Below are 21,147 nucleotides of genomic sequence, written 5' to 3'. Positions count from 1 at the left end.
CTTATATCCCCCTCTTATTTCCCTTGAAATAGTGGCTTTCTTTTTTCTTTAAACGCAGATATTCCTTCTTGATGATCTCTTGTTTCTACCATAAGAACTTGCGTTAGTCTTTCTTGTTCAAGGACTTGTTCTAACGTTAAATGAAAGGAATCGTTGACAATTTTTTTCATTTTCCCATACGCTTTCGTTGGTCCTTGTGATAAGCGACTTGCAAAGGATGTGACCTCATCTTTCAGCTGATTTAACGATACTACACGGTTTAAAAAACCAGCTTTGTAAGCCGTGTCGGCATCCATAGGCTCTCCTAAAAATAATAGTTCCTTCGCTCTATGGGGACCAACGACCTTTGTAAGAAAGTAAAGGCCTCCTCCGTCTGAAATCAATCCAACTTGAGAAAAGCTTAATACGAACCGACTTTCTTCTGACGCAATGATAAAGTCAGAAGCAAGAGCTAAATTAAAAGCCGCTCCTGCTGCAAATCCATGAACTGCTGAAATAATTGGCTTCTCTAGATTTTGCATCGCTAAAATACATTCATTTAAACGGCCGATATGTTCATAAACATCAGATCCGGATGCTTGACCCATCGTTTTTACATCGCCTCCGGCAGAAAACGAGCGCCCTGCTCCATTTAATATAACTACTTTAATAGACTCATCGCTTTGTGCCTGTTTTATTTCAGCTGTTAACTTTTCAATCATTTCTTCACTGAATGCATTTAAACGCTCCGGCCGATTTAACGTTAAAGATAAAATAGTCCCCTGCTTTTCTACTACTAAATCACTCATAATTTCAATTCCCTCCTCTTTAATTTGCATTAAACGATAAGCCACCCGCCATCTACTAATAAATCACTTCCCGTCATATAAGATGCCTCTTCAGACGCTGCAAAAGCAATAACATTTGCAATTTCATCTGGTTTACCTACACGTTTTAAAGCCGTATTTTTTTCGATTGCCTTAGTGAAGCGCTCGTTTTCAAGTCCAGGCTGCGTTAAAGGTGTTTCTACGAATCCAGGAGACACAGAGTTTACTCTGACTCCGTGGGGTGCTAACTCAAACGCCATTGCTTTTGTAAAGTTAATTAGACCAGCTTTAGCAGCGCTGTAGTGAGGAATTTGTGCCCCAGCTTTATGTCCTGAAAGAGAAGCGATGTTAACAATAGATCGATTTCCTCCTATTTCTTCAGTTAAAAAAGGAATCAAATGTTTTGTGACAAGAAATACGCTTGTTAAATTGACGTCCTGCACGTGTTTCCACTGTTCAAGCGTTGTTTCTTTGATTGTTGAATTAACTGATCCGCCTGCGTTATTAATTAATAAATGAATTTGTCCGTACTTTTCTTTTATAAACTCAGCCAGCTCTTTGACGTCTTCTTCTTTCGTTACATCAGCTGAGAAAATATCCGTGCATTTTCGTTCACACCGTGTGTCAATAGCCGATGCAGCCTGTACTAGTTTTTCTTTAGTTCGCCCGACAAGAATGACGCGAGCTCCTTCTTTCGCCATTCTCTGAGCGGTCGCTTCTCCAATGCCGCTTCCAGCTCCTGTAATAACAGCTATTTGCCCTTCAAAACGCATAATATCCCTCCTTATACAACATATCGCCCGCTTTCGATAAATTCACGGGCGATGTCTCGATTGCGCGTGAACTCTCCTTCACTTTGCAAATCATTCATCCATTTTCCAAGAATTGCGCGGTACTGTCGGTGTTTTTCACCCGTTAACATTCCGTTTATTAATTGTCGAGCCTGCTTTTCAATTTCAAAGAGTGTTTCACTAACAACCGTTGCTGTCAGCTTGCTTTTTAACTTTTCTTTTTCTTCTCCATTTTTGTTCACGGCTTTTTCCGCGCGCAGCACAGATGACTCTATGGCAAATAGTCCAACAGCAATTTCTGCGAGCTTCATCAGCGTTTCTTGTTCTTGTGCTAGATTGGCGTTAAACGTTTGGAATGCTGTTCCTAACAAAGCAAGAAATAAATGTCTTGTGGTAATAACCGCCTGCTTTTCTCTTGCTAGAAGTTCATTTGAAGATATTTCCCACTGACCGCTCATCAATTCACTAACAGCATGTTCTACTTGTTTGCTCAGCTCTATTTCTCCTTTGTCTGCTTTTTTTAGAAGCTGAGTTGGAAGCAAAAGGCGATTGATTTCATTTGTACCTTCAAAAATACGATTGATGCGTGAGTCACGATATACTTGTTCTATTTTATATTCTTGAATAAACCCTGCGCCGCCATGAAGCTGCAGCGCTTCATCGGCAATTAAATCAAGCGTTTCCGATCCGTACACTTTACAAACTGAACATTCCATTGCAAATTCAGCCAGCTGTTTAGCTACTAACTTATGATTTTCACTTTCATATAAGCCACCAAGTGCCTCTTCTAGTAAACCAGCTGTACGGTACTGAATAGATTCAGATGCAAAAATACGAGCCGCCATTTTTGCTATTTTTTCTTTTGAAGCATTAAATTCCGCAATAGCTGTTTTAAACTGCTTGCGTTCTTTTGTATAAGCTAAAGCAAGTTCAAACGCATATTTCGCTGCACCCATACATGCAGAACCTAAGTTAAAACGTCCGAGGTTTAAGACGTTCAACGCAATCAAGTGACCTTTTCCTACTTGTCCAAGTACGTTCTCTACGGGTACTAAGCAATCTTCATAAATAACTGGACGAGTAGACGACCCTTTAATTCCCATTTTCTTTTCTTCTGGCCCAAGAGAGAGTCCTTCAAAACCTTTTTCTACAATAAAAGCGGTAAAATGTTCACCGTCTACTTTTGCATACGTGATGAACGTATCTGAAAAGGCAGCATTGGTAATGTACTGCTTCGTTCCATTTAATACATAATGTGTTTTTTCAGGATTTAATACGGCTTTTGTTTGGGCTGCAAGAGCATCAGAACCTGCTTCTGGCTCTGTCAAACAGTAGGCGCCAATATATTCCCCGCTTGCCAATTTAGGCAAGTATTTTTCTTTTTGCTCCTTGGTGCCAAAATACGTAATAGGAAGTGTCGCAATGCATGTATGATTAGAATGAGCGACTCCATATCCGCTTGTCCGGCCAATGATTTCACCGACGAGTCCTTTGCTTACTTTATCAAGACCTAGTCCTCCATATGTTTCTGGAATACTGTGAGCAAGAAGTCCAAGCTCGCCTGCTTTATGCATCAATTCTACTACTTTATTAAAATCCTGCTGCTCAATGTCATTATGGTAAGGGTCTACTTCTTTTTCAATAAACTGCTTTGCTGTCTGAGCAATCATACGGTGCTCATCCGTTAAGTCTTCGGGTGTATAAACGTGATGCGTAGATGTTTTTTTCAGTAAAAATGATCCGCCTTTTGCTTCGGTTTTCATTTCAGACATATCGTTTCCTCCCCGTTTACTAGCTTTTTTTTCACTACCTTAGGAACTACGGAATAGACGTTTTTCCGGCTTACAAAGCCAATTTCGTCTAGAAAGCCATACTGAGTGAGCATTTCCCCTACGGCTGAGCGTTTTAATATTTCAACAGGTGAATGCTCATAAGCCTCATATAAAAGCAGTGCGGCTTTTGCAGCATCCGTTAAATGAAATGTTTTTAGTTGCAGCAAACAGCTTATGAAGTACCCCGCTCCATATAAATCTTCTAGACAGAAGCGATCGGATGAACCTGAACAAACCAATAAAACAGTTTCATCTTGACTTGGGTGACAAACAGCATTCGCAACCGCTTCTCCGTTTAACAGTGAAGCTGCATATACATGTTTCGCTTTCTCGGCGTTATGGATGGCTACCGTTCCATTAGTGGTAGACAAAATAACTGCTTTATTTTGAACATGCTCCTTTAACGTGCTGGGGTTTGGATCAAAAAAGCCTTCAATCGTTTTCCCTCTATATTCGCCTACAAGCGCAATTTCATCAGGCTTATACGTTTCTGCTTTTTTACGCGCTTCTTCTTCATTTTTTACTGGAATAACTTCTATTGCTCCTTGCTGTAAAGCAGCCGCAATTGTTGATGTAGCTAATAAGACATCAAATATAACAACCGTTTTTCCTTCTAGCTTTTTGGCAAGAAGCTCTTCTTTTTTGAGTATTACGTGAACTTTTCCTTTCATATATGTCCTCGTTCTGTGTGCAGAGCATGAATAATTAGTGTTTTGACATAATCTCCAAATTGTGAAAACCGTTTATCATTTGTTTGGCCTTTTTTATAACGGTAATAAATTTGCTGACAAATGACAGCAAGTTTGAAGTAAGCAAATTTTAGGTAAAAGTCAATATGTGAAACATCCCGTCCGCTTTTTTTAGCGTATGCTTCTACAAAATCTCGACGAGAATAAAAGCTTTTTTGCACAGTAACAGGTGGATTTCCAAGTCCTCTTTTCAAAAGTTCAGGATCGCTGTCTTCCATCCAGTAGCTCAGCGCCACTCCCAAATCAGCAAGCGGGTCTCCAACGGTTGTCATTTCCCAGTCAAATAATCCTACAATTTTATTTCCATCCGGTGAAAATAACGTATTGTTAAGCTTATAATCATAGTGAATAATGGTCGAATGCTGTGTAGTGGGGATGTGTGTGGTCAACCATTTTTTTAGGGCTTCTACTTCCGGTATGTCACTTGTTTTTGATTCTTCATAACGATGAATCCAGCCGTGTACCTGACGTTCTAAAAATCCTTCGGGCTTGCTGATTTTTTCAAGAAGCGTGCCTTTGTAAGGAACATCATGAAGTTGAGCAAGGACATCCACCATTTGTTCTGAGATACAACGGCAAAGTTCGTTAGTTCCTTTCACGTCTTCTGGAAACGCTGTGTCGATGAGAACACCGTGCTTTCTCTCCATTAAAAAAAAGGATTTCCCGACCACCGTCTCATCTTCACAAAACACATACGGCCTAGGAGCGAGAGGGAAAGACTTCGATAAAACAGATAAAATCTTGTATTCTCTTTGCATGTCATGCGCTTTTGGCGCAACTGGCCCAAAGGGAGGGCGTCTCAACACCGCCTCCCACTCTCCGACTGAAAGAGCGTAGGTTAAATTGGACGCACCTGATCCAAATTGCTTGATTAAAAGAGGCTCTGTAGGTAAATCAGGAACCGAAACACGGAGAAACTGATGCAGTTTTTCCGTGTTTAATTCCTCTCCTTTTCGTACAGGAATGATTTGTGACATTCTTTTACCACCTGCTTTTTTATAGTTAAACAGCTACTTTATAATTCATCAAAAACTGCTTAATGTCCGCTGGAATAGAAACGCTTTTTTGTGCATCAAAATCAAAGTACACGATGACAGCTTCTCCTTTAGCAATCAGCGATCCCGTCTTGCTGTCTGTAATTTCATGTCCAATTGTAAAGCTTTTATTGCCGACATTAGATACAAAGGTTTTAATCATTAGCACTTGATTAAAATAACCTTGCGCAACAAAATCACATTTAGTAGACGCTAAAATATACTCCCACTTTTCTGTATGCATGGATGCTCCCATTTCTTCAAAAAAAGCAATCCGGGCCTCTTCTAAATAAATGAAATAGCTCGTATTGTTAATGTGACCGAGTGCGTCTGTTTCGCAAAAGCGCACTTTGACCTGTGTTTCATACATGATCTTCTCCTCCTTTACTTATGTGAAAAAACAGCGGGACGCTTTTCAATAAATGCTGATACTCCTTCTTTAATATCTTCTGTTTGAAAGACTTCTTCAAACAGCTCTGCCTCAAGTTCAAGACCTTCAGATAATGTACGATTTATTCCTTCGTTTACCGCTGTCTTAATTCGAGAAAGTGATGGAAGAGAGTGACGGTTAAATTTCTTAGCCAGCTCTTTTGCTTTTTCGAGCCCTTTTCCTTTAGGCGTGACATGATTGACAAAGCCTGCATGAAGCGCTTCTTCTGCAGAAACAGGACTGCCGGCAAACATCCACTCTTTAGCTTTAGAAACGCCGATTACGCGTGGAAGACGCTGAGTTCCGCCGCCTCCAGGAAACAATCCGAGCTTCACTTCCGGAAGACCGATTTGAGCATGTTCTTCGGCAATGCGTATATCAGCGGTTAGTGAAAGTTCGCATCCTCCTCCAAACGTTAAACCGTTTAACACGACAATTGTTGGTTTTTCAATGTTTTCAAGTTTTTGCAAAACACGATGGGTTTTCATAAACTCTTCTTTAATGCCGCTTTGCCCCATTAACTGAGGAAACTCTTTAATATCAGCTCCAGCCATAAACGCCCGCTCGCCCGCTCCTGTTAAAATGATTGTAATTACATCCGGATCTTTACTAAGCTCTTCATACGTTTCTTCAAGCTGCTGCACAACAGTCTGGCTCATTACATTTAAAGGCGGGTTATCAATGGTTACAATTGCCGTTTTCTCCTCTTTTTCAACACGTACAAATTTTTTCATCATTACTTCACTCCTTGTGTGTGGTATGTGTAAAAACCTTTTCCTGTTTTGCGTCCAAGCTCGCCTTTTTGAACTTTTTCTTCAATGCACGCAGCTGGCTTGTCCTCTGGATCCCCCGTTTCGCTATAGCGCTGCTGCATCACAAAATATCCGACGTCAATTCCCGAGAGATCCATCAATTCAAAAGGACCGATCGGGTGATTGAGCGCTTTTTTGCAAATCGTATCAATGTCTTCAAAATTTGCGTATCCATTTTCGTAAAGAAAAACGGCTTCTTTTTGCAACGCTCCTAAAATTCGATTGGCAATAAAACCTGAGATTTCTTTTTTCAGAAGGACTGCTGTACGATTAATTTGCTTGCAAACTTCCATTGTCGTTTGAGCTGTTTTTTCACTTGTCTTTTCACTCATCACAACTTCTACGCAGTCCATTACAAGGGGAGGAAAAAAGAAATGCATGTTAACGATTTGCTCTGGACGGTTTGTTGCACTTGCAATAAGCGAGTTAACAATTGTTGAACTATTCGATGCTAAAATGGCGTGACTTGGTGCGTACTCATCTATTTCTTTAAAGACACTTTGTTTTACATCTAACTTTTCTACCACAGCTTCAATTACAAAATCAGCATTTGAAACCGCTCCCTTTAATGTGTTTGTAAAAGACAATCTTCGAAATGCGGCTTCTTTAGCCTCAGAAGAGATTTTTCCTTTATGAACCCACTTGCCTATAATCGCTTCCAGCTTATTTTTTGCATCAATGAGTGATTGTTCATTCATATCTTGAATAATTGTTTCATATCCTCCAAGTGCACAAAGCATACCGATCTGATGTCCCATTTGTCCTGCTCCAATAACAGCAATACGCTGTATGTCTTTACTATTCATGTTATAGCCTCCTTTTAATATAAAAGGAGAGAAAGAGCTTATACTTTCCCGCCTTTTACGAGCACTGTCTAGCCTATCAGCTACTGTGACTGAATACCTTTCACCAGCATCTTATAAAAAATAGCCGCAACTTCTCGATCTGATTTTTCTCCATCCGGCTGAAACCAAAAATAGCTCCAATTTGTCATTCCTAATATGCCTAGCGTCACGATATCTGAAGGCAAATCTGAACGGAACTGCCCTGCTTCTATTCCTTTTTCAATAATTTCTTGTACGTTTTCTTTAAAACGATCGCGTTTTGGAATGATTTGTTCTAAGTGTTCTTCACTCAAATGACGCATCTCTCTAAAAAACACTTTAGCTCGAAGACCTTCTTTCTCAATATCATGAACAAGTTTAAAAATAATGCTGTGAAGCTTTTCTGGATAAGATGTTGTCTTATCTGCAAGAATCGTCTCTTGGTTTTCTATTAATCTTTCAATATATTGAAGGTGAATATCCATTAAAAGCTCTTGTTTGCTTTTAAAATAATAATAAAACGTTCCTTTTGTGACGTTTAATTCATTTACAATATCTTGAATAGACGTTTCTTTGAAACCTTTTTGAGCAAAAAGCTGAATGCTTCGTTCCATCATCAAATCTTTCATCGCCAAACCCTCTCTGTCTTTTCTCATTTTCACAAATTATACCATGGCTTAGAGGGAGCTTTTGAAAAAGTTTGTTTATGTTCAGCTTATTTACATCGTTTCTTTCACCACTTCTTCTCGTAGTGCCCGTCGTAAAATTTTCCCTACATTGGTCTTAGGAAGCTCAGCGCGAAACTCAAAGATTCGCGGAATTTTGTAAGCGGCAAGGCGATGTCGACAATAAGAAGTAAGCTCTTCTTCGGAAAGAGATTTCCCTTCTTTCACTACCAAAATCGCTTTAATCGTTTCTCCTCTGTAAGGGTGCGGCACACCAATTACAACGGCTTCTTTAATGTGGCTGTGTTCATATAAAACTTCTTCAATATCTCGAGGATACACATTAAAACCACTCGCAATAATCATATCTTTTTTGCGATCAACAATGGATAAATACCCGTCTTCATCTATCTGTCCAATGTCTCCTGTGTACAGCCAGCCGTTTCTAAGCGCGTGAGCCGTCTCTTCAGGTTGATTCCAATAGCCCTTCATAACTTGAGGGCCTTTAATCACTATTTCTCCAAGCTCTTCTCTTGGCAGTTCTTTTGTTCCGGTAGCCACGTCTACAATTTTATAAGCAGTTTGCGGAACGCCAAGTCCGACTGTACCTGGCTTTCTCTCACAAAACGGCAGGTTACAATGCGTGACAGGGGATGCTTCTGATAAGCCGTACCCTTCTAACACTTTAGCACCCGTTTTTCGTTCGAACTCTTTCATCAGCTCAATAGGCATCGGCGCACTGCCGCTGTTGCAGATGCGAATACTTTCGATGTTGTATTCTTCTGCCCGCGGATGATTTGTAATAGCAACATACATAGTTGGCACGCCAGGAAAAATACTAGGCTGCTCTTTTTTTATTGTATTTAGTACTTCTTCCAAATCAAAACGCGGCAATAGCAATATTTCATTTCCGCAAAGAATCGATAAATGCATACAGGAAGTCATGCCAAATACGTGAAATAATGGAATAACGGTTAAGCATTTTTCTTTTCCTAATTCAATATCATGCTTAAATATTTCGTATGATTGAACTGCGTTTGTGTAAATGTTTGTATGTGTAAGCATCGCACCTTTAGATGGTCCGGTCGTTCCTCCCGTATACTGAAGAACAGCGATATCGTGTCCTGGATGGATGACCGGCTGATTAAATTCATGCTTGATGGTTAAAAAATCTAGGAAGGAAAGGTCTGGTGATGTAGGAACAAAAGGTTTTTGCAAGCTGACAGTTATCGCTTCTTCTATATCAACGCGGTTTCTTATCTCTTGAAGTCTCGTATAAAAATCATCGAGCAGAATTATTTTTTTTGCCCCGGAATCGTTTAAAATATGCTCTAGCTCTTGTTCGACAAGCATAGGGTTGACCTGAGTCACAATGCCGCCCGCTGCTACAATGCCGAAATAGCTTATTATATATTGCGGACAGTTTGGCAGCATAATTGCTACACGATCTCCTTTTTTAATCCCTTTTTTCTGTAGTGCTCCTGCAAATACGCGAACTGAGTGATACAGCTCCTGGTACGTTAACGTATGCTGATACATGCGCGTTGCCGTGTGAGCAGGATAACGTTCGGCTGTTTCTTTCAGCATATCAAATAGTGAAATATCTTCGATGTGAATGTCATGAGTGTAAGCTTCTGGATAAGGTGTAAACCATTTTTTAACGTCTTCCATCAAGTTACTCCTTTCTTATTCACATAGCATGAACTCCACCGTCTACTGTCAGAATATCTCCCGTAATATAATTAGACGCCGCAGAAGCAAGAAAAACAGCCGCTCCTTTTAAATCAGCTTCGGAGCCAAAGCGTTTTAAAGGGGTTTGACTCAGAAAATAACCTTTACCTTGTTCCATAATCGCACCTGACATTTTAGTAGGGAAAAATCCCGGCGCAATCGCATTAACTTGAATATTATGCTGTCCCCATTTGACAGCTAAATCTTTCGTAAACGTAATGACCGCTCCTTTACTCGTGTTGTACCCGATTGTATCCATGTACTGAGGATCTGTTCCTCCAAGACCGGCAATTGAAGCAATGTTAATAATCTTGCCAGCTTTTTGTTTAATCATTTCTTTTCCAGCTTCTTGGGACATTAAAAACGTTCCTGTAACATTAATATTCATCACTTTTTGCCATGCTTCAAGAGGCATTTCTTCAACTGGAGCACCCCACGTAGCTCCGCTGTTATTAATTAAAATATCAATACGTCCAAATTTTTCAATCGTTTGATGCACGACATTTTTAATATCTTCAGGCTGACTGATGTCGCATGCTAAAGCGAGGGTTTTTACGCCTGTAGTGGCCAATCGATCGGCCACTTGCTGACATGCTTCTTTTTTTCTCGAACATAGAACAATATTTGCCCCTGCCTCTGCAAGCCCTTCTGCCATTTGTTCTCCTAATCCTCTACCTCCGCCGGTAATAATAGCTGTTTTCCCAGTTAAATCAAACAAATCCTTTATGTGCATATGTTGCCTCCTTTTCTTGATAGGATTTTAATTCAAGTCTTGCAAGCTGAGCTTTGTGCACTTCGTCTGGACCATCAGCGAGGCGAAGAGTGCGGGCATTTGCCCAAAGTGCCGCAAGCGGCGTGTCTTCTGAAACACCTGCTGCTCCAAATGCTTGAATAGCACGATCAATGACTTTTAAAGCCATAGCAGGAGCCATTACTTTAATCATAGCAATTTCTTTCCGCGCTTTTTTATTTCCAACTGTGTCCATCATATAAGCAGCTTTTAATGTTAATAAGCGAGCTTGCTCAATTTCAATACGCGATTCTGCCACCCATTCTTGAATAACCCCTTGCTGGGAAAGCAACTTATTAAATGTAGAACGATTTTGAATACGCTTACATAATTCTTCAAGCGCTCTTTCCGCTGCTCCTATTAGCCGCATGCAGTGATGAATACGTCCAGGACCCAATCTGCCTTGAGCGATAGCGAATCCTTTTCCTTCACCTAAAAGCATATTAGACGCTGGCACACGCACATTGTCATAATGAATTTCAGCATGTCCATGAGGAGCGTGATCGTATCCAAAGACTGGCAGCATTCGTTCAATTTTAACTCCTGGAGTATTTAATGGAACTAGAATCATAGACTGCTGTTCATATTTAGATGCGGTAAAATCGCTTTTTCCCATGACAATAGCAATTTTGCAGCGAGGATCTCCCGCACCTGAAGACCACCACTTTCTTCCATTTATTACATATTCATTGCCTTCTCTTACAATGCTGCACTGAATGTTTGTGGCATCAGAAGAACCTACATCTGGTTCTGTCATAGAAAAGCAGGAGCGAATGTCTCCATTTAACAGCGGCTTTAGCCATTTTTCTTTCTGTTCGGACGTTCCGTATCGAACCAGTACTTCCATATTGCCGGTGTCAGGAGCTCCGCAATTAAAAGCTTCTGGTCCAATAATAGAACGGCCCATAATTTCGCAAAGGGGGGCATATTCGACATTTGTTAGACCCGCTCCGTATTCGCTTTCTGGCAAAAATAAGTTCCATAATCCAGCTTGCTTTGCTTTTTCTTTTAACTCTTCCATGATCGGAGGAACAGCTGACCATCTAGATGGCTGTTCATTCAGCTGTTGTTCGTATAGCCGTTCATTTGGGTAAATATGCTCTTCCATAAAAGAGGTCAATTCTTTTTGCAGCTTCACTACTTTGTCAGAGTAAGAAAAATACACGGTAGTCCCTCGCTTTCATTTACTTACTAACCGGTTGGTATGTTACATATTCAATCATAAATGAAGGGAAATAATTCAGCAAGACATTTTCAGAAAAATTCTAAATATTATATTATTTAAAAATAAAAAAAGAGAGGTTTTAACCTCTCTTTTTACGCGGATGTCATTTCCTCAAATACGGCTGATACCTTTTCAAACTCATCGTCATCTTCAATTGAAGACCATTCACCATCATCTTCAATTTTCAAAAAGAAAACATCAATTTCTTCTTCTGTTTCAATTAAAACTTCTTCCACAAACGCAACAGCAATATAATCGTGCCCTTCAATCGTCATTTTTCCAAGCACTTCAATATCTTGCTCTTGATCATTTTCATCTAAAATTGTAAAAATCTCTCCCGTTTCAATGCGTTCCATCTTATTCCCTCCTATTTTAATCTCATTATTCGTTCACTAACATGTATTCCCCTTTAGAAAAGGTTTCATGCTTATAAAAGTAGAATCTACTTTTTAAAAGGCAAAAGAATGTCTACGGTAGTTCCTTTTCCAAGTTCACTTACAAAGTTAATTTCTCCTCTATGTTCTCGAATGATCTTATAACACACCATCAGTCCAAGCCCCGTTCCTTTCTCTTTGGTACTATAAAAAGGCTTTCCTAAATGCTGCATTCTTTCCTGCGTGATGCCTGGCCCCTCGTCGCTAAACCGGACAACAAGGTTCTCCTGATTAAATCTTTTTAGTTGAATCGTTACGGTTCCTCCACTTGGCATAGATTCGACTGCATTTTTAAATATATTGCTAAACACCTGTTTCAACTGATTTTCTTCGCATAATACGAGAGGAAGATGAAGATCAATTTCTTTTTTTACGTGAATTTTCTCCGTAATCCCCTGCACCTCAGCTAGCTTTAAAGTATTCTCTAAAATATCTTGGACATGTTTGTCCCTGTAGGTTTTCGCCTGAGGCTTTGCAAGACTCAAGAACTCATCAGTAATCAATTCAATTCTATCTAACTCATGATTTATCATTTCTACATAGTAAGGCTGACCGCTCGTTTCTTTTAATAACTGCATAAATCCTTTTACCGCCGTCAGAGGGTTTCGAATTTCGTGAGCTATGCCAGCCGCTAACTGTCCGACTAAGGAAAGCTGAGCGGATTCACGCAGCAATTTTTCAGTTTTTTTACGTTCTGTAATATCACGAAACAAAACTTGAATGGCCTGCTTTCCCATATAGGGAATAGGAAAAGCAATGGTTTCGGCATCAATCGTATGACCGTCTTTATGAATAAACTTCTCTTCCTGTAGGTCTACAGATTTATTTTCTGTTTTCATTCGATAAATTCGCTGTTTTACCACATCATAGTAATCAGGGTGAACAAACTGATAAACACACGCTCCTAATACGTCTTGAGGACTTTTGTATCCTAGCGCTTTGGCTCCTGCAGGGTTGATGTAATTAATTTTCCCTTCACTATGAACGATAATCGCTTCCGGCGATAACTCAATCAAGCTTCGGTAGCGTTCTTCGCTTTCTTTTAAAGCCGTTTCAGCCTGCTTTCGTGATGTTATATCTCGATAGACAAAAGCAATGCATAGCGGCCAATCATTCATATTTTCAACGCGGAATAGTGTGACGCTTACATTAATTAAATGACCGTCTTTATGCTGTCTGACCGTCTCAAATTCCGTTTTCGATTCCCCTGATTGAATGGTCTTATGAAGTTCGCACACTGGCTCCTTTAAAAACGAAGGTATAATTGGAAGAGGCTTTTGATAAATTTCTTCAAACGTCCAGCCAAATGTATTCTCAAACGCAGGGTTCACTTGAAGCGTTTTACCTTCTAAGTCAACGACAGCAACAGCATCTGCGTTATGATAAATAAAAGGCTGAATCTGTTCTTTCTTCTCCTGATAACTAGTTATATTCACGCAATGCCCCATAATTTCAGGCTTTTCTGTGTAAGATAAAGGGGTTAAGTTTACTACATAGCGTTTATCATTTATTTGAAGCTCGTACATAAGCTTTTTCTTTTTGTTTAGTGCTTCGAAAAAATGCTCATACGAGACCCATTCTTCTAGAGGTATTTTTTGCTCATGAACGCTTTCACCTTGATACATACTGTAAACAAGATGGTCATCTTTTTGTTTGTAAGCAAATATGATTCCTAGCGCCTCAGCTGAATGATTTTCTGCATGTAATCGGACTATTTTTTTATTTTCGTTCATCGTTCGTATTTACCTACCCCTCACTAGCATCTTTCCTACTCGTTCTCATTCTCTTAATTTTACATGAGGATTTTAGAATTTACTAGATAAAGAAGCGGATATTTTCCATTCACTCACATAAAAAAACGCCTGTAAAGGCGCTTTTTTATGTGAATATGAATTACTTTGAATGATGCATTTTATGACAGTGTCGCTTCGGAACAAAACCATTTTTCTCCATATGCTGATAGCGATTTTCCATATGTGAAGAAATGTTTTGACTCTCCGTTTTGCTTAGCACACCGTACTCCACATATTTTGAAAGTATTTCTTTCTTTTTTGCTAGCATTTCTTTGTACAGCACGGACAATTCCTGCTTTTGCTGAGACGTCAGCTGCACGTCTTTTGTTTCTGGCTGAGGATTGTTTTCTGCTAATACAGGCGTCGCGCTCATAAATAAAAAAGCTGCTGCTGCACTTATCATAATCTTTCGCAAACAATCTACTTCCTTTCATCATATAGTAGTTATAGTTTACGAACTTCTATTTGTTTTCATTCATTCTGTTTGCTTAAGACTCGATAGCTCCTCCTACATCATAGTCGCTAAGATCAATTTCCATTTCCATTTCAAGTGCTAATTTAGCAAGCTCTGAACCAAGATAAGGACCCGACGTTAAGCCTGAAGCTCCGAGACCATTCGCTACTAGTATTCCTTCGTAAGCCGGAAGAGTTCCAATGACTGGCAAGAAGCCTGGAGTAAATGGTCGAAACCCTACCCTTGTTTCTAAGACTGTGCTTTCTGTTAAGCCGGGAGCAATTGATAAGGCCTTTGAAAAAATCTCATGAAGCCCCCCAGCAGTTACTCTCAAGTCATAACCCGTGTCGTTTTCATGTGTTGCTCCAATGACAATTTGACCTTGTTCAAATGAAAGAATATATTGGTCGCTTGGAGGCATCACAACGGGCCAGTCTTTTGTATCTACATCAGGGAGATGCAAGTGGACAATTTGTGCTTTTTGAAAGCTTGCTAAAAATTTCACTCCAAGAGGCTCTAGTAATTGATTTGCCCACGCTCCTGCTGTTACGATTGTTGTACTTGCTAGAAGGGTTTGTCCATTTACGGAAACGCCCGTTACTTGATTATTTTCATAAAGTAGTTCTGCGTTTCCTTCTATTATTTTTGCACCGTTTTTCTTCGCTGCATTCACAAGTGCGTTTCGAAGAGCTCTTCCGTTAACGCGAGCGGCTCCACTAATATGAACTGAACTGTATTCTTCCGAAAGAACCGGAAACAAAGCCTGTGTTTCTTTAGCGGATAAACGTGTAATCTCGCCTATTTCGGGAGCTTTTTCCCGACGCTTATATGCTCTTTCTTCCATTTTTTTAAGCTTTTGCTCATCAGTATGTAAGCTAATTGCTCCTACTCGCTTATATCCCGTATCCGTTTCTCCATCTTCTTCTAATTGCTGAATTAATGTTTGATAGTACTTGGCGCCGCCTTTTGCTAAGCGGTACCATGCTTTATTTCGACGCTGCGAAAGCCATGGACAAACAATTCCTGCTGCTGCATCAGTAGCTTGACCCGCATCCTTGCGATCTATCAATGTCACATCTGCTCCTGCTTTTGCTAAATGATATGCTGTAGAAGCTCCAAGTATCCCAGCTCCAACTACGATGTATGTTTTCATACCAAAACACCCTTTTCTTTCTTCTAGTATTCTTATGCCATTATGTACGCAATTTTAGCATAGCAAAAAAAGAAGTCACATACTAGGTGAAGCTATTTTGAGCTTATTTTTGAGTCTTGCTGACTTTGACATATAGCTCCTTTCATTGTAAACAAAAGCGCAATAAGTTCTTTTACGGAGATTATGGTGAGATGAAGCAAACCACAAGTAGTGATCGCGCATATTTAACACTGCGTTTACCGCTTTTTTATTATAGTTTCTGAATAAAAAAATGAAAGAATAAAACCACTATAATATGTAAATAAAAAGAAATAACCATTATTTTAAGGAGAGCGTATGCAATCTTCATTTGTATTATTTTTCATCATTCTTGGTTTACTATTTGGCAAGTGGCGGAGATATCAAGAATACTATCCTACTTTGTTGTTTTGGATCACGGGGAATTTGCTTTATGAAGTGCTGCTGTTTCATCACCGCGTATGGGTATTTCACCCTGTTGGTATTGATCACCTTTTTCTACCCGATCACCTAATGGTTTCCCTTGGAATAACCTTAATTATTTATCCGTTTGTTATACCGGTTTTTTTAGGAAGGCTGCCGTTGCATGTAAGCGGCCGGCTGTGGTGGATTCTTTTGTGGGCGCTTTTATTTACTGTGATTGAGTTCATTGCTTATGTTAATCACAGTATCACTCATCATTATGGATGGTCGCTGCTGTGTTCTTTTCTCTTCAATGTTGTCACGTTCTCACTTTTAATCATTCATCAGAAGACAGCACTGGCTGCTTGGATTCTATCTGGAAGCTTTATAGCTTTTTTATTTATTTTTTTTGATATTCCTATGCCTTAACTTTTCATTGACTAGACAGAGGAAAAGGAAATATAATAGGAGTTACATTTAAATATAATTTTCCTCTCTGAGAATAGAGGTGCATGAAATCAAGAGTCACTTATTAGAGACTAATGGAGTCTGTGAAGATAAGTAAAAGGGATTTCGTGCCGAAGTATATAGACATCCATTGTGTTCATATACTGGTTCAGTATTGAATAAATGCTGAGCTGTCACAAACCATTTGGTTTGTGGAGAGCTATTGAAGAGATGTTGATGCCTAGAATGTAATAATACTTTATTATTATGAAACCAAGACGCGTGAACATCACTTCACGGGTCTTTTTTGTGTTTTTCTACTGATCATCAAAGTTATAGTTGAATGATTTAAATGGAGGGATATGGATTATGTACTTACATGGAACGAGTAAAATTAACAGCAGCAATCATTTAGAAATTGGACAGTGCGATACGGTCGAACTGAAAAAACAATACGGCACTCCCCTATACATCTACGATCAAGAATTAATTGAGACGAAATGCAAGGCCTTCCATTCAGCCTTCCAAAGAAGTGGATTTTCATATCAAATCGCCTATGCAGGGAAAGCCTTTCTTTGTATGGAAATGGCTAATCTTTTAACGAAGCTTGATATGTCATTAGATGTGGTCTCAGGAGGCGAATTATTTACAGCTCTTGAAGCGGGATATCCAGCTGAACGCATTCATTTTCACGGAAATAACAAAACGATTGAAGAAATTGAAATGGCTCTTGATGCGAATATCGGCTGCTTTGTTGTGGATAACTTCACCGAACTTGAAGTTTTGCATGCCTTAGCAGCTGAGCGCAAACAGAAAGCATCTATTCTTCTCCGTGTTACTCCAGGGATTGAAGCCCATACACACGAATATATTATGACCGGACAAGAAGACTCAAAGTTTGGATTTGGTCTTTCCAATGACCAAGCCATGAAAGCGGTAAGTTCTGCATTAGAAAAGCCTTATTATAATCTTTTAGGCATTCATTGTCATATTGGTTCGCAAATTTTTGAAGTAGATGGTTTTTCTCGCGCCATTGATATTTTAACTGATTTCTTATTCAATATTCGTGATAAAATGGACTTTGAAGTAAAAGTTTTAAACGTAGGTGGTGGTTTTGGTATTCGTTATACCGAAAGCGATTCTCCTCTTCCAGTTGAGTATTATGTAGATGCACTGACAGAAAAGCTAAGCCGTACGTTAACGGAACAAAATTATACCCTTCCGGAAGTCTGGATTGAGCCTGGAAGAAGCATCGTAGGAGAAGCGGGTACAACGCTTTATACAATTGGCTCAACGAAAGAGATTCCAGGTGTACGCAAATACGTGGGAATTGACGGGGGTATGACCGATAATATTCGTCCTGCTTTGTATGATGCAAAGCATGAAGCTGTCTTGGCTAATAGAGTGACGGATAAAAAAGATGAAACGGTATCGATTGCGGGGAAATGCTGTGAATCAGGAGATATGCTTATTTGGGATATCGATTTACCGCGCGTTAATCAAGGAGATTTATTAGCAGTTTCCTCTACAGGTGCCTACAACTATTCAATGGCTAGCAATTACAACCGCATTCCGCGCCCTGCTGTTGTATTTGTAAAAAATGGAGAAGCTCGTCTTGCTGTGGAGCGAGAAACATACGAAGATTTGGTGCGAAAAGATGTAAAGCCAGTCGTTACTACGTATGCAATGAGCAAATGATAGCTGTTCTTGCGTAGTAAAGAAGCTATTGTTGTTTGGAGGAAATATAACTATGGTTTTAAGTGTATTTAAAACGTACAGATCATCGCTTATTCTGCTTCTCGCTATTTTAATTGGCGGGATAGCAGGATATGCTATAGGGCCCGATGTAGCAGTCGTAAAGCCCTTTGGTGATTTGTTTCTTAATTTAATGTTCATGATTATCGTTCCCCTTGTCTTTTTTAGTGTGGCTTCGGCAATTGCAAACATGAACGAAATGAAACGTCTCGGTAAAATTATGCTAGGTATCGCCGTTGTGTTTATCGCTACTGCTGCTGTTTCAGCTGTTCTAGGCTTTTTAGGCGCGTCACTTTACAATCCGCTGCACAACGTAGATACTTCTGCGATTAAAGAATTAATGGGTGACAGTGAAAATACAGCTGAAAAAATGACGCTTTTAACTCAGCTTGTTAGTACCTTTACTGTACCTGATTTTGTTCAGTTATTTTCGAAAGAGCATATTTTACAATTAATTGTCTTTGCCGTCATTTTCGGTATTGCTACAACGATGGCCGGTGAAAAAGGACAGCCTATGGCGAAATTCCTGACTTCGGGTCAAGAAGTATCGATGAAGGTTGTTAAAATTGTGATGTACTATGCTCCAATTGGTTTAGGGTGCTATTTTGCTACTGTTGTAGGAGAACTAGGACCAAAGATCTTACAAGGGTACGCTAGAGCATTTATTCTTTATTTATTAATTGCAATCGTTTACTATTTCGGCTTCTTTACGCTATACGCATGGATTGCTGGCGGTAAAGCAGGAATTAAACTGTTCTGGAAAAATGCAGCTGCTCCTTCTATCACCGCTATTGCTACCTGTTCTTCTGCTGCATCTATTCCAGTCAATTTAGATGCAACAAAGAAAATGGGTGTGCCACTTGATATTGCTGAAACGGTGATTCCATTAGGAGCAAACACGCATAAAGATGGTTCTGTTATTGGCGGTATTCTAAAAATTGTTTTCTTATTCAGTTTGTTTGGAAAAGATATGACGTCTGCTACGAGCATTTTGAGTATTTTAGGCGTAGCCTTTTTAGTTGGAGCTGTAATGGGAGCAATCCCTGGAGGCGGTATGATTGGCGAAATGTTAATTATTACGATTTATGGATTTTCGCCAGAAGTTCTGCCCATTATTGCGGTCATTTCCACGATTATTGACGCCCCTGCTACCCTGTTAAATAGTACAGGAAATACAGTAACAGCAATGCTGGTTACAAGGTTTACAGAAGGAAAAGACTGGATTAACAAAATTATCACCACCGATAAAGTGGCCTAGTAAAAAAGCAAAGGGAACAGTCTTAGTGACTCTCCCTTTGCTTTTTTCGTGTGCAGTAATATCGATAGAGGTGTATAAAGTCTGTAAATACGCACATTCTATAGGTATGTTTCATAACCAGACTGGAGGTGTCGTCTAATGAGTAACGCTGCAGGAGGTTCAAAGAAGAATCAACCGAATGATGCAAATCACGTAAGTGCAGAAACAAAAGCTCATCAAAAACGTCTCACTGAACAAAACAAACAAGAGCATCAGGCTGAAGAGCGAAAATAAAATTACGTCAAAGAACGCAGGGCCTGTGCCAAACGTTCTTTGACGTAATTTTATTTTTAGAGAGAGCTTCATACCGTCACTCGTTATAGGTCTATCGTACAACCTCCTTTCGAACTTTTACATATTCTATTAGTAGGTTTGTAAAAGGAGGAATGGTATGATGTTTTCCTGGCTAGAGATTACAGCCGCAGCATTTGGACTTTCAGTTGCTTTAATCAGTTTTGCATTTTTGCCCGAACGCACATGCAAAAATCTTTATATCCCCCATCAGCTAATAGCAAAATCTATGTTTCTCTATAAAAAAATGATTCGTTTTATAAATCAATTTCGACAGAAACTTTAGTTCATTTCCTTTCCCTGTTTTTATTCATTGGATATAATCAGCACATTTACAGTAAATAATTTAATGGTTAAAATAAAGAGTAAAGAAAAAGGATAAGCAGTTTGCAGAAATGGAGTTTCACATGGAAATCAGAGACTTAGAATACTTTATAGAGGTAGCGAATCATAAAAATTTTACAAAGGCAGCGCTGCAAGTTCATTTGTCACAAACGGCTTTAAGTAAAGCCGTCAAAAAAGTAGAAAATGAACTAGGATTTGAGCTTCTTGATCGTTCAACAAGAGAATTAAAGCTAACCGATGCAGGAGAAGTCGTGTATCATCAGGCAACTAAAGCTCTGTCGGTGTTAAAAGACATGCCTCACTTGTTGGGAGATTTAGTGAACTTGCAAACAGGGCAAATCAAGATGGGAGTCCCTCCGCTCATCGGGACCTTGTTTTTCCCGAAGATTGCAAAAGCATTTAATGAACAATACCCTAAAGTATCTCTAGAGCTTATTGAATTTGGAGCAAAAAAAATTGAAGCACTTGTGGAAGAGGCTGGTGTAGATATGGGGATTGTTATGCTTCCTCTCACAAGCGTTCATGATGAACATTTTCACGTATACCCGTTCGTTAAGGAGAGATTCCTTTTATACGCGCATAAAAACCATCCTTTAGCGAAACGTTCTTCCGTCTGGATGAAAGAATTGGAGCATGAAAAATTCATTATGTTCAGTGAAGAATTTACGCTGCACGACCGGTTAATTCAAGATGCTTTAAAATCAGGCTTTGTGCCTTCTATAGCGTATAAAAGTTCTCAATGGGATTTAATTATTGAATTAACAGCGGCAGAACTAGGTATTGCTATTTTACCCGAATCGCTTTATGCCAAAGTGAAAGATCCCAATATTACTACCGTACCTATTGCAGATCCTGAAATGATGTGGGAACTTGGAATTATTCTGTTAAAAGAACGCTACAGTTCATTCGCTGTACGAGAATTGATTAATTTTTTAACCGAAAAACAAATGACAGATAAATTGGGGCCCATTTAAAAAGAGTCTGGAACAAAAGTATGTTAGTTGAAGGACCATCCGAACGAGTTTGGTTGAGAATCCAACTCGTTCGGATTTTTTAGGGTGATGATGAA

General features: G+C 39.4%; 22 protein-coding genes and 1 riboswitch. Of the genes, 6 read left to right on the top strand and 16 right to left on the bottom strand.

What is annotated here, in order from left to right; genetic code table 11:
- Positions 1-14 precede the first annotated feature (14 nt).
- The 16 genes from JNUCC25_RS12030 to JNUCC25_RS11955 all read right to left on the bottom strand — a co-directional run bounded on the left by JNUCC25_RS12030 (position 15) and on the right by JNUCC25_RS11955 (position 15,523).
- On the bottom strand, positions 15-788 hold the full coding sequence (locus JNUCC25_RS12030; protein WP_029321785.1) for an enoyl-CoA hydratase/isomerase family protein: 774 nt from the start codon (positions 786-788) through the stop codon (positions 15-17).
- Positions 789-817: 29 nt separating this feature from the next.
- Positions 818-1,579, bottom strand: a complete 762-nt coding sequence (locus JNUCC25_RS12025) for an SDR family NAD(P)-dependent oxidoreductase (protein WP_029321783.1) — start codon at positions 1,577-1,579, stop codon at positions 818-820.
- Between the two features lie 11 nt (positions 1,580-1,590).
- Positions 1,591-3,369, bottom strand: a complete 1,779-nt coding sequence (locus JNUCC25_RS12020; RefSeq protein ID WP_029321779.1) for an acyl-CoA dehydrogenase family protein — start codon at positions 3,367-3,369, stop codon at positions 1,591-1,593.
- Positions 3,357-4,100 carry a 2-phosphosulfolactate phosphatase gene (locus JNUCC25_RS12015; protein ID WP_454223274.1) on the bottom strand — a complete coding sequence of 248 codons (744 nt, stop codon included), beginning with the start codon at positions 4,098-4,100 and terminating at the stop codon, positions 3,357-3,359. Before JNUCC25_RS12015 ends, JNUCC25_RS12020 begins: the two co-directional genes overlap by 13 nt.
- Complete coding sequence (locus JNUCC25_RS12010) at positions 4,097-5,155, bottom strand: phosphotransferase family protein (protein ID WP_013057058.1); 1,059 nt, start codon at positions 5,153-5,155, stop codon at positions 4,097-4,099. The genes JNUCC25_RS12015 and JNUCC25_RS12010 overlap by 4 nt, the downstream gene beginning before the upstream one ends.
- Before the next feature lie 25 nt (positions 5,156-5,180).
- Positions 5,181-5,582, bottom strand: coding sequence for an acyl-CoA thioesterase (locus JNUCC25_RS12005; protein WP_013057057.1), 402 nt, complete (start codon positions 5,580-5,582; stop codon positions 5,181-5,183).
- Between the two features lie 14 nt (positions 5,583-5,596).
- Entirely contained in the window at positions 5,597-6,379 is a 783-nt protein-coding gene (locus JNUCC25_RS12000; protein WP_013057056.1) for an enoyl-CoA hydratase, read from the bottom strand.
- On the bottom strand, positions 6,379-7,260 hold the full coding sequence (locus tag JNUCC25_RS11995) for a 3-hydroxyacyl-CoA dehydrogenase family protein (RefSeq protein WP_454223273.1): 882 nt from the start codon (positions 7,258-7,260) through the stop codon (positions 6,379-6,381). The genes JNUCC25_RS12000 and JNUCC25_RS11995 overlap by 1 nt, the downstream gene beginning before the upstream one ends.
- Before the next feature lie 80 nt (positions 7,261-7,340).
- A complete protein-coding gene (locus JNUCC25_RS11990; protein ID WP_013057054.1) occupies positions 7,341-7,907 on the bottom strand; it encodes a TetR/AcrR family transcriptional regulator in 567 nt (188 codons plus the stop codon).
- Positions 7,908-7,997: 90 nt separating this feature from the next.
- The gene (locus tag JNUCC25_RS11985) at positions 7,998-9,614 is read right to left on the bottom strand and encodes a long-chain-fatty-acid--CoA ligase (RefSeq protein WP_454223272.1); all 1,617 of its coding nucleotides are present in this window, start codon (positions 9,612-9,614) and stop codon (positions 7,998-8,000) included.
- A gap of 19 nt (positions 9,615-9,633) precedes the next feature.
- Entirely contained in the window at positions 9,634-10,407 is a 774-nt protein-coding gene (locus tag JNUCC25_RS11980; protein WP_078081843.1) for an SDR family oxidoreductase, read from the bottom strand.
- Positions 10,385-11,629 carry an acyl-CoA dehydrogenase gene (locus tag JNUCC25_RS11975; protein WP_140456815.1) on the bottom strand — a complete coding sequence of 415 codons (1,245 nt, stop codon included), beginning with the start codon at positions 11,627-11,629 and terminating at the stop codon, positions 10,385-10,387. Before JNUCC25_RS11975 ends, JNUCC25_RS11980 begins: the two co-directional genes overlap by 23 nt.
- 152 nt (positions 11,630-11,781) lie before the next feature.
- Positions 11,782-12,045 (bottom strand): DUF1292 domain-containing protein, encoded by a 264-nt coding sequence (locus tag JNUCC25_RS11970; RefSeq protein ID WP_013057050.1) that lies wholly within the window; start codon positions 12,043-12,045, stop codon positions 11,782-11,784.
- A gap of 86 nt (positions 12,046-12,131) precedes the next feature.
- The gene (locus JNUCC25_RS11965; protein WP_216884795.1) at positions 12,132-13,856 is read right to left on the bottom strand and encodes a PAS domain-containing sensor histidine kinase; all 1,725 of its coding nucleotides are present in this window, start codon (positions 13,854-13,856) and stop codon (positions 12,132-12,134) included.
- Positions 13,857-14,016: 160 nt separating this feature from the next.
- Positions 14,017-14,331 (bottom strand): YckD family protein, encoded by a 315-nt coding sequence (locus tag JNUCC25_RS11960; RefSeq protein WP_013057048.1) that lies wholly within the window; start codon positions 14,329-14,331, stop codon positions 14,017-14,019.
- A 73-nt stretch (positions 14,332-14,404) separates the two neighbouring features.
- On the bottom strand, positions 14,405-15,523 hold the full coding sequence (locus JNUCC25_RS11955) for an NAD(P)/FAD-dependent oxidoreductase (protein WP_013057047.1): 1,119 nt from the start codon (positions 15,521-15,523) through the stop codon (positions 14,405-14,407).
- 336 nt (positions 15,524-15,859) lie between these two features.
- Here JNUCC25_RS11955 and JNUCC25_RS11950 point away from each other — a divergent pair, with 336 nt between their 5' ends.
- The 6 genes from JNUCC25_RS11950 (at position 15,860) to JNUCC25_RS11925 (ending at position 21,052) form a co-directional block, all read left to right on the top strand.
- The gene (locus JNUCC25_RS11950; protein WP_029321764.1) at positions 15,860-16,372 is read left to right on the top strand and encodes a CBO0543 family protein; all 513 of its coding nucleotides are present in this window, start codon (positions 15,860-15,862) and stop codon (positions 16,370-16,372) included.
- Between the two features lie 66 nt (positions 16,373-16,438).
- A riboswitch (Lysine riboswitch) is annotated at positions 16,439-16,621 on the top strand.
- Positions 16,622-16,759: 138 nt separating this feature from the next.
- On the top strand, positions 16,760-18,088 hold the full coding sequence (lysA, locus tag JNUCC25_RS11945) for a diaminopimelate decarboxylase (protein ID WP_013057045.1): 1,329 nt from the start codon (positions 16,760-16,762) through the stop codon (positions 18,086-18,088).
- A gap of 52 nt (positions 18,089-18,140) precedes the next feature.
- On the top strand, positions 18,141-19,403 hold the full coding sequence (locus tag JNUCC25_RS11940) for a dicarboxylate/amino acid:cation symporter (RefSeq protein ID WP_013057044.1): 1,263 nt from the start codon (positions 18,141-18,143) through the stop codon (positions 19,401-19,403).
- 138 nt (positions 19,404-19,541) lie between these two features.
- Entirely contained in the window at positions 19,542-19,676 is a 135-nt protein-coding gene (locus JNUCC25_RS11935) for a hypothetical protein (protein WP_013057043.1), read from the top strand.
- A 157-nt stretch (positions 19,677-19,833) separates the two neighbouring features.
- Entirely contained in the window at positions 19,834-20,019 is a 186-nt protein-coding gene (locus tag JNUCC25_RS11930; protein WP_064471678.1) for a hypothetical protein, read from the top strand.
- A 121-nt stretch (positions 20,020-20,140) separates the two neighbouring features.
- Entirely contained in the window at positions 20,141-21,052 is a 912-nt protein-coding gene (locus JNUCC25_RS11925) for a LysR family transcriptional regulator (RefSeq protein WP_041816562.1), read from the top strand.
- Positions 21,053-21,147: the final 95 nt, after the last annotated feature.

This window comes from Priestia sp. JNUCC 25, from assembly GCF_053667915.1.
Note: the sequence above shows the minus strand (reverse complement) of the source record. Positions and strands in the feature narration are given on the sequence as shown.

What these genes read in the sequence shown, in the direction of transcription:
- JNUCC25_RS12030 (WP_029321785.1), bottom strand. Translation starts at nt 788, where the DNA reads ATGAGTGATTTAGTAGTAGAAAAGCAGGGGACTATTTTATCTTTAACG.
- JNUCC25_RS12025 (WP_029321783.1), bottom strand. Translation starts at nt 1,579, where the DNA reads ATGCGTTTTGAAGGGCAAATAGCTGTTATTACAGGAGCTGGAAGCGGC.
- JNUCC25_RS12020 (WP_029321779.1), bottom strand. Translation starts at nt 3,369, where the DNA reads ATGTCTGAAATGAAAACCGAAGCAAAAGGCGGATCATTTTTACTGAAA.
- JNUCC25_RS12015 (WP_454223274.1), bottom strand. Translation starts at nt 4,100, where the DNA reads ATGAAAGGAAAAGTTCACGTAATACTCAAAAAAGAAGAGCTTCTTGCC.
- JNUCC25_RS12010 (WP_013057058.1), bottom strand. Translation starts at nt 5,155, where the DNA reads ATGTCACAAATCATTCCTGTACGAAAAGGAGAGGAATTAAACACGGAA.
- JNUCC25_RS12005 (WP_013057057.1), bottom strand. Translation starts at nt 5,582, where the DNA reads ATGTATGAAACACAGGTCAAAGTGCGCTTTTGCGAAACAGACGCACTC.
- JNUCC25_RS12000 (WP_013057056.1), bottom strand. Translation starts at nt 6,379, where the DNA reads ATGATGAAAAAATTTGTACGTGTTGAAAAAGAGGAGAAAACGGCAATT.
- JNUCC25_RS11995 (WP_454223273.1), bottom strand. Translation starts at nt 7,260, where the DNA reads ATGAATAGTAAAGACATACAGCGTATTGCTGTTATTGGAGCAGGACAA.
- JNUCC25_RS11990 (WP_013057054.1), bottom strand. Translation starts at nt 7,907, where the DNA reads ATGAAAGATTTGATGATGGAACGAAGCATTCAGCTTTTTGCTCAAAAA.
- JNUCC25_RS11985 (WP_454223272.1), bottom strand. Translation starts at nt 9,614, where the DNA reads ATGGAAGACGTTAAAAAATGGTTTACACCTTATCCAGAAGCTTACACT.
- JNUCC25_RS11980 (WP_078081843.1), bottom strand. Translation starts at nt 10,407, where the DNA reads ATGCACATAAAGGATTTGTTTGATTTAACTGGGAAAACAGCTATTATT.
- JNUCC25_RS11970 (WP_013057050.1), bottom strand. Translation starts at nt 12,045, where the DNA reads ATGGAACGCATTGAAACGGGAGAGATTTTTACAATTTTAGATGAAAAT.
- JNUCC25_RS11965 (WP_216884795.1), bottom strand. Translation starts at nt 13,856, where the DNA reads ATGAACGAAAATAAAAAAATAGTCCGATTACATGCAGAAAATCATTCA.
- JNUCC25_RS11955 (WP_013057047.1), bottom strand. Translation starts at nt 15,523, where the DNA reads ATGAAAACATACATCGTAGTTGGAGCTGGGATACTTGGAGCTTCTACA.
- JNUCC25_RS11950 (WP_029321764.1), top strand. Translation starts at nt 15,860, where the DNA reads ATGCAATCTTCATTTGTATTATTTTTCATCATTCTTGGTTTACTATTT.
- lysA (WP_013057045.1), top strand. Translation starts at nt 16,760, where the DNA reads ATGTACTTACATGGAACGAGTAAAATTAACAGCAGCAATCATTTAGAA.
- JNUCC25_RS11940 (WP_013057044.1), top strand. Translation starts at nt 18,141, where the DNA reads ATGGTTTTAAGTGTATTTAAAACGTACAGATCATCGCTTATTCTGCTT.
- JNUCC25_RS11935 (WP_013057043.1), top strand. Translation starts at nt 19,542, where the DNA reads ATGAGTAACGCTGCAGGAGGTTCAAAGAAGAATCAACCGAATGATGCA.
- JNUCC25_RS11930 (WP_064471678.1), top strand. Translation starts at nt 19,834, where the DNA reads ATGATGTTTTCCTGGCTAGAGATTACAGCCGCAGCATTTGGACTTTCA.
- JNUCC25_RS11925 (WP_041816562.1), top strand. Translation starts at nt 20,141, where the DNA reads ATGGAAATCAGAGACTTAGAATACTTTATAGAGGTAGCGAATCATAAA.